Here is a 5,965-nt window from a genome sequence, read left to right as displayed (position 1 = left end):
TGGCGCATGACCCGTCGGACCTCCTTTCCCAAAATATCGGCATCCTCCATCCCACCGTTGGACAACACACGCTTCGCGTGCCCCCAGACCCCCTCGTCGGGATTGAGTTCCGGGGCGTAAGCGGGCAGCGGAACGACGTGCAGGCGACGGGGATATCTCCGCCGCACCGTTTTGACATCTTTGCCACGATGGATCACGGCGTTATCCCAGAGGACGAAGACGTGTCCGCGCAAGTGCCGCAGCAGGTGCCGGAGGAACGCGGCCACGTCGGCACACCGGATGTTCGTCTCCTGGAGGCGGAAGTAAAGTCCTACCCGTTTCTTTTGGGGGCTGACGGTAACTGCCGAGATCGCCGAAACCTTCTCCCGGCGAAAGGGGTGCCGGCACACCGGGGTTACTCCCCGTGGTGCCCACGTCTTGCGCACCGTGGGGATCAGAAGGAAGCCGGATTCGTCGACGAAGGCGAGATGGGCACCCAACCGAGCGGCGTTTTTTTTACCCGGGGCCACTCCTCCGAGACCCACCTTCGTATGGCCTCCTCGTCCCGTTCGGCGGCCCGCCGCGCAGGCTTCTGGTGGGTCCATCCCAGCCTGGCCATCAGCCGACCGATGTGGTCGGGATGGTACCGCACCCTCCATTCCCGGGCAATCACCTCGGCGATCCGTTTCGTGGTCCAGATCTCCGTCCGGTATCCGTTGGCCACGGCGCCTCTGAGGAGCAGGGACCCAAGGCGCTTGAGGTTTCGCTCCGTAAGCCTCGGAGGGCGGCCGGGGGAAAACCGGACGGCGAAGGATTCTTCCCCCCGTTTCTCGTACTCGTCGCGCCAGCGCATCACGGAACTGGCGTGGCATCCGACGCGGCGGGCCACCTCGTGGAGGGAAAACCCTTCGTCCAGCAGGGACAGGGACCTTCGGCGTCGATCGGCGATCAGATCGGGAGAGCCTTTGGGGCGCATAATGGACATCCTCCTCGGATATCCATTATTGCATTATTTACGCAGGAGTCAATAATCGGACGATATTTTCTCTACAAGAGAAACAATCAGCTTGGGGTTGACGCCAATGTGGACGTTGATCTCCTGAACCTTCTCCACGGCAAGCGGTTCATTGACAAAACGGAGGCGATGCAGCCCCACGGACAGTTTCATGTTGTGGATTGGCGTAACACCGATGTATCTGTCTCCATCAAAAACCTTCGCCCAGGGGATTGCCTGAATCACCTCTATCGTACCCATCTGCCGTTCCATTTCGAGCCTGAAGGTTTTAAATTGGGCGATAACATCGGCCTGTATGCTTTTTCCGGCATAACCTTCCCGGTGAAATTCGATTTTTCTTCCCGCCCAAGGAGCAATGTCGATGCTGACCGGTGTTCTTCCCAGAGGTGTCCCATCCTCAAGGGCGACGGAAACCCCGCCAGGATCCGTCTCGATGAGAACGGTCTTAGAGAGCGTATGGAGTAAGCCAGCACGCGGCTCTACATGCGGTGTGACCGATGACACCTTTTCCGACGGAGAAAGAAATTCCCTTGGCTCTCCACTGCGATTGACGGCCGCAGGGGGCGGGTGTGGATCTCGAGAAACAGCGGCGGGTGAAGGTAGAGGCGCTGGTGGAGATGTGGAAGGAGCGGTCATCTTCCAGGCTGCCCATCCCCCGAAAGATAAAGCGGCCAATGCAGTGAGGACGCTGATTTTCACGAGGTCCCCTCGCCTTCCCACGTATCCTTCCCTGGTCTCCCGGAGGATATCCGACCCTCTGCCGGGAAAACGCCCAGCGACAACCGTATCCTCCTCTCCAGAGCTATCTGGGAACAGAGCATCCCAGAAGGACTCCAAGTCCGTCCGCCCTGCGGAAGAAGGAACCGCGGCACATACCGCCCGGGAAAATTCGTCGGCATCCGCGTAACGGTCTTCCCTGGCGGTCGAAAGTCCCTTCCGTACGGTGGCGGCGAGCGCAGGGGGCAGGGTCTTCAGATCCAGTGCCTGCGAATCGTACCGCTGCAGTTGGTGAAGTGTTTTTTCCGGTGAACCTTCATCCAACAGCCTCCGTAGCAGGAAAAGCTCCGCGGAGATGACCACGGCGGCAAAGAGATCCGAACTCGAGCTTGCTTCCTCCCCGCGCGCCTGTTCGGGGGACATATAAGCGAACTTCCCTTCCCATCCCGATTTTCCCCCATCCTTGATAAGAGCGCCGCGGGCGATCCCAAAATCGGTGATTTTCACCACCCCGCCCCGGGACAGAAGGATATTAGAAGGGCTAATATCCCCATGGACGATCCCTCGTGAATGGAGGTGGCTGACCCCGGCGAGAATTCCCTCCACCCAATAACGCCAAACCGGCATAGGTACCGACATGGAGTGCAAGCGCGCCTGAGAGATAGCCTGGGACAGATTCCAGCCATCGATAAATTCCATGGCCAGGTAATGGGATCTTCCCTCCTTCCCGAAATCAAACACCTGGATCAGGTTGGGGTGGACAAGGGATGCGGCAATCCGTGCTTCCCGGATGAAGAGGTCCCTGAAATGCCGATCTTCTGACAGGCGGGAGTGAATTACCTTGACGGCGACTTTCTTCTCAAATCCCTCATCCCCCGTGAGCCGGCAAAGGTAGATTTCCGCCATTCCTCCCGAAGCGATCTTGCGGATTACCGAATACTTGCCGATTCGTTCGGGCAACAACGATCCCTACCGCCGGCCGCCTTCGGCGGCGATCCCCAGCTGCTTCATCTTCCGGTGGATGCTGGTCCGGTCCAGGCCCAGCCTCTCCGCGGTGCGGCTCACGTTGAAGTCGTTCTCGCGGAGCTTGCGCTCCAGGTACGCCTTCTCGAAGGCCAGTGTCGCCTCCCGGAAATTCTCCTCGTCGAACGCCTGCGCGAGAGGCGCCTCCGGGGAGGGGAGGTCGGCCGCCAACACCCGCCGCACGGTGTCCTCCTCGATCCGTTGCTCCATCGAGAGGATCACGAGACGCTCCACCACGTTGCGCAGTTCGCGGATGTTGCCCGGCCAGGAGTGCGCCAGCATCCGCTGCATCGCTTCCCCCGAGAACTTCTTCGTTTCCTTTCCCTGTTCCCTGCAGATCTCCTCGATGAAGTGGCTCGCGATCGGAGGGATGTCTTCCTTGCGGTCCCGCAGCGCCGGAACGAAGATGGGGAAGACGTTCAGACGGAAGTAGAGATCCTCGCGGAACCGGCCTGCGGGGACTTCTTTCGGGAGGTTCCGGTTCGTGGCCGCCAGGATCCGGACGTCGGTGCGGATCTTCTCGCCTCCCCCGACGCGTTCGAACGCCCTCTCTTCCAGGACCCGCAGGATCTTGGCCTGCGTCCGGGGGCTCATGTCCCCCACCTCGTCCAGGAACAGCGTCCCGCCGTCCGCCATCTCGAACCGGCCGCGCCGTTTGCCGACGGCCCCCGTGAAGGCGCCCCGCTCGTGCCCGAACAGCTCCGACTCGATCAGTTCCTCGGGAATGGCTGCGCAGTTCACGGCGATGAACGGTTTGCCCGCCCGGCGGCTGTGGCGGTGGATCTCCCGCGCGACGATCTCCTTCCCGGAGCCGTTCTCCCCGCTGATGAGCACCGAGGCGTTGGTGGGCCCCGCCGCCGCGATTTCCCCGCGGAGCTTCCGCATCGCCGCCGACTCCCCCACCAGGCGGTACTTGCGCTCCACCCGTTCCTTGAGCTCCACGTTCTCCGACCGCATGATCTCCCGCTCGATGGCGCGTGAGAGCGTGATCAGGAGCTTGTCCAGGGAGATGGGTTTTTCGATGAAATCGAACGCGCCGTTTTTCACCGCCTTGACCGCCATGTCGATCGTCCCGTGCCCCGAGATCATGATGACCGGCAGGAGCGGATACATCTCACGGATCCTCCGGAGGGCTTCCAGCCCGTCCATCTCGGGCAGCCAGACATCCAGCAGGACGGCGTCGACGAGGGAGCGGGACAGCACGTCCACCGCCTTCTCCGCAGTCTCCGCCAGCAGTACCTTGTATCCCTCGTCGGTGAGCACCCCGTTGAGGGTTTTCCGGATGTTGATCTCGTCATCGACAACAAGGACGGAATACGCCATCTCTGCGCCTACCTCTATCCCCTGGACCGAACGGGGAACTCGATTTCGAAGACCGCCCCGTGGGGGACGTTGTCGCGGACCCGGACGGTTCCTCCGTGGTCGCTGGCGATCGCGCTCACGATCGCCAGTCCCAGGCCCGTCCCGCCTTCCTTGCGGGAGAAATACGGCTCGAACAGGTGATCGCGGTCCGCCATGGGAATCCCCGGCCCGTCGTCGGCAACGGAGATCCGGACCAGTCCCAGCTCCTTTTGCCGGACCCACCCGACCTTGACGGTCCCCTTCCCGTCAAGGGCCGCTGCGGCGTTCTCCAGCAGGTTGGTCACGGCGCGGCGGATCTGGAACGGATCGAACCAGGCGGCGCCGTCTTCCCCCTCCAGCTCCCAGACGATTCCCGGGTGGGCGGTCCGGTACGTCTCGACGACCGTTCGCAGCTCCTCCGTCAGGTCCCCTTCCTTGTAGACCGGTGCGGGCATCCTCGCGAACCGGGTGAACTCCTCGACGAGGTGCTTGAGGGTGCCCACCTCCGAGAGGATCGTCTGCGTGCACTCCGCGAAAGCCGGGTCCCCCTCGTGGACGGCGGCGTATTTCTTCGACATCCGCTCGGTGGAAAGCTGGATCGGGGTGAGCGGATTCCGGATCTCGTGGGCGATCCGGCGCGCCACCTCGCGCCACGCCAACACCTTCTGGAGGCGCATCGCCTGGGAAAGGTCGTCGAAGGCCACCACCAGCCCCATGTACCCACCCGAGTCGTCGTGGAGTGCGGTGACGCTCACGCGCAGGGAGATCTTCTTTCCGCCGACGGCAAGGTCGACCTGCCGCTCCACCTGCTTGCCCGCCGCTTCCCCGACCTCCCGGGAGAGGGCGCGAATCGCCTCGAAGTGCTCCTCGCGGATCACCTCCTTGTACGGCTTGCCGAGGACTTTCTCGGTCTTGATCCCCAGCATCCGCTCGGCCACCTTGTTGATCATCGCGATCCGGCTGTGCCGGTCGATGACGATGACACCCGTGGAAATGTTGGTCAGGATCGCCTCGATGAACTGGGTCCGCCGCCGAAGCTCATCGTAGGTAGTGGAAAGCGAACGATTGGTCTCCTCGAGATCGCGCTTCATCTCCTTGAGATCGGCGGTCATCCGGTTGAAAGAGGACACCAGGTGGCCGAATTCGTCGCTGGAGCTGTAATCGAGGCGGACGTCGAGGTCTCCCCCGGCGACCTTCTCCGTCCCTTCGGCCAGCAGCTGGACCGGGACGGTGATCTGCCGGGCCAGGTAGATCCCCATCCAGGAGGCGCCAAAGACGATGAGCAGGGTGATGAGGATCAGAACGGCAATGTAGCTGGCCCGGATGGGATCGTCGAGCAGCCGCACCTGGTGGTACTCGTCGTAGGCTTTCGCGATTTCGCGGATCATCCTGGATTCCCCGGGGGGAAGAGTCCTTACGGCGACGACCAGGCGCCCGTCCGGAATTCTCCGGACAGCGGAAGCGTATATGTCGCCGACCAGCGTCGTGGAGCTTCCCCGCTGCTCGACAAACTTCATCCCCTTCAGGCGCGACAGAATTTCAGCGGCGATTGCGGAGGGAACCTCCCCGCTTGCGGTGACAACCCCTGCGGGGTCCGCGAGGAAAAAAGAGGTTTCCGGAGAGTGCCCATGGCGGACGTCCCCAAGCGCCTCGCGGGTCTCCTCAACGGAAGCTGCCGGTGGAATTCGGCGGGCTGCACCCTCGACCAGCCCCGAGAGCAGGCGGGCTTCCCCCTCCAGCTTTCCGCGCGCCAGGTCCAAGGCGCCGGTCAGCGCTACGCCGACTCTCCCGCCGATCCAGGACTTGATGCTGGTGGTCGTGATGTTTGCGGCGGCCACGAGCCGATCCAGGACTTGATGCTGGTGGTCGTGATGTTTGCGGCGGCCACGA

Annotated in this window: 3 protein-coding genes and 2 pseudogenes; all 5 read right to left on the bottom strand. The window is 62.5% G+C overall.

Annotated features, from left to right (window positions below):
• A pseudogene (locus A2Z13_10085) lies at positions 1 to 479 on the bottom strand (hypothetical protein).
• On the bottom strand, positions 434 to 955 hold the full coding sequence (locus tag A2Z13_10080) for a hypothetical protein (protein ID OGP78176.1): 522 nt from the start codon (positions 953 to 955) through the stop codon (positions 434 to 436). Before A2Z13_10080 ends, A2Z13_10085 begins: the two are co-directional and overlap by 46 nt.
• Positions 956 to 1,003: 48 nt before the next feature.
• Positions 1,004 to 2,617, bottom strand: a complete 1,614-nt coding sequence (locus A2Z13_10075; protein OGP78175.1) for a hypothetical protein — start codon at positions 2,615 to 2,617, stop codon at positions 1,004 to 1,006.
• 63 nt (positions 2,618 to 2,680) lie between these two features.
• Positions 2,681 to 4,057, bottom strand: coding sequence for a Fis family transcriptional regulator (locus A2Z13_10070; protein ID OGP78174.1), 1,377 nt, complete (start codon positions 4,055 to 4,057; stop codon positions 2,681 to 2,683).
• Positions 4,058 to 4,071: 14 nt separating this feature from the next.
• A pseudogene (locus A2Z13_10065) lies at positions 4,072 to 5,965 on the bottom strand (hypothetical protein).

The organism is Deltaproteobacteria bacterium RBG_16_64_85 (assembly GCA_001798885.1).
In the GTDB taxonomy this organism is placed as follows: Bacteria; Desulfobacterota; Deferrimicrobia; order Deferrimicrobiales; family Deferrimicrobiaceae; genus FEB-35.
Note: the sequence above shows the minus strand (reverse complement) of the source record. Positions and strands in the feature narration are given on the sequence as shown.

What these genes read in the sequence shown, in the direction of transcription:
- A2Z13_10075 (OGP78175.1), bottom strand. Translation starts at nt 2,617, where the DNA reads ATGGCGGAAATCTACCTTTGCCGGCTCACGGGGGATGAGGGATTTGAG.
- A2Z13_10080 (OGP78176.1), bottom strand. Translation starts at nt 955, where the DNA reads ATGCGCCCCAAAGGCTCTCCCGATCTGATCGCCGATCGACGCCGAAGG.
- A2Z13_10070 (OGP78174.1), bottom strand. Translation starts at nt 4,057, where the DNA reads ATGGCGTATTCCGTCCTTGTTGTCGATGACGAGATCAACATCCGGAAA.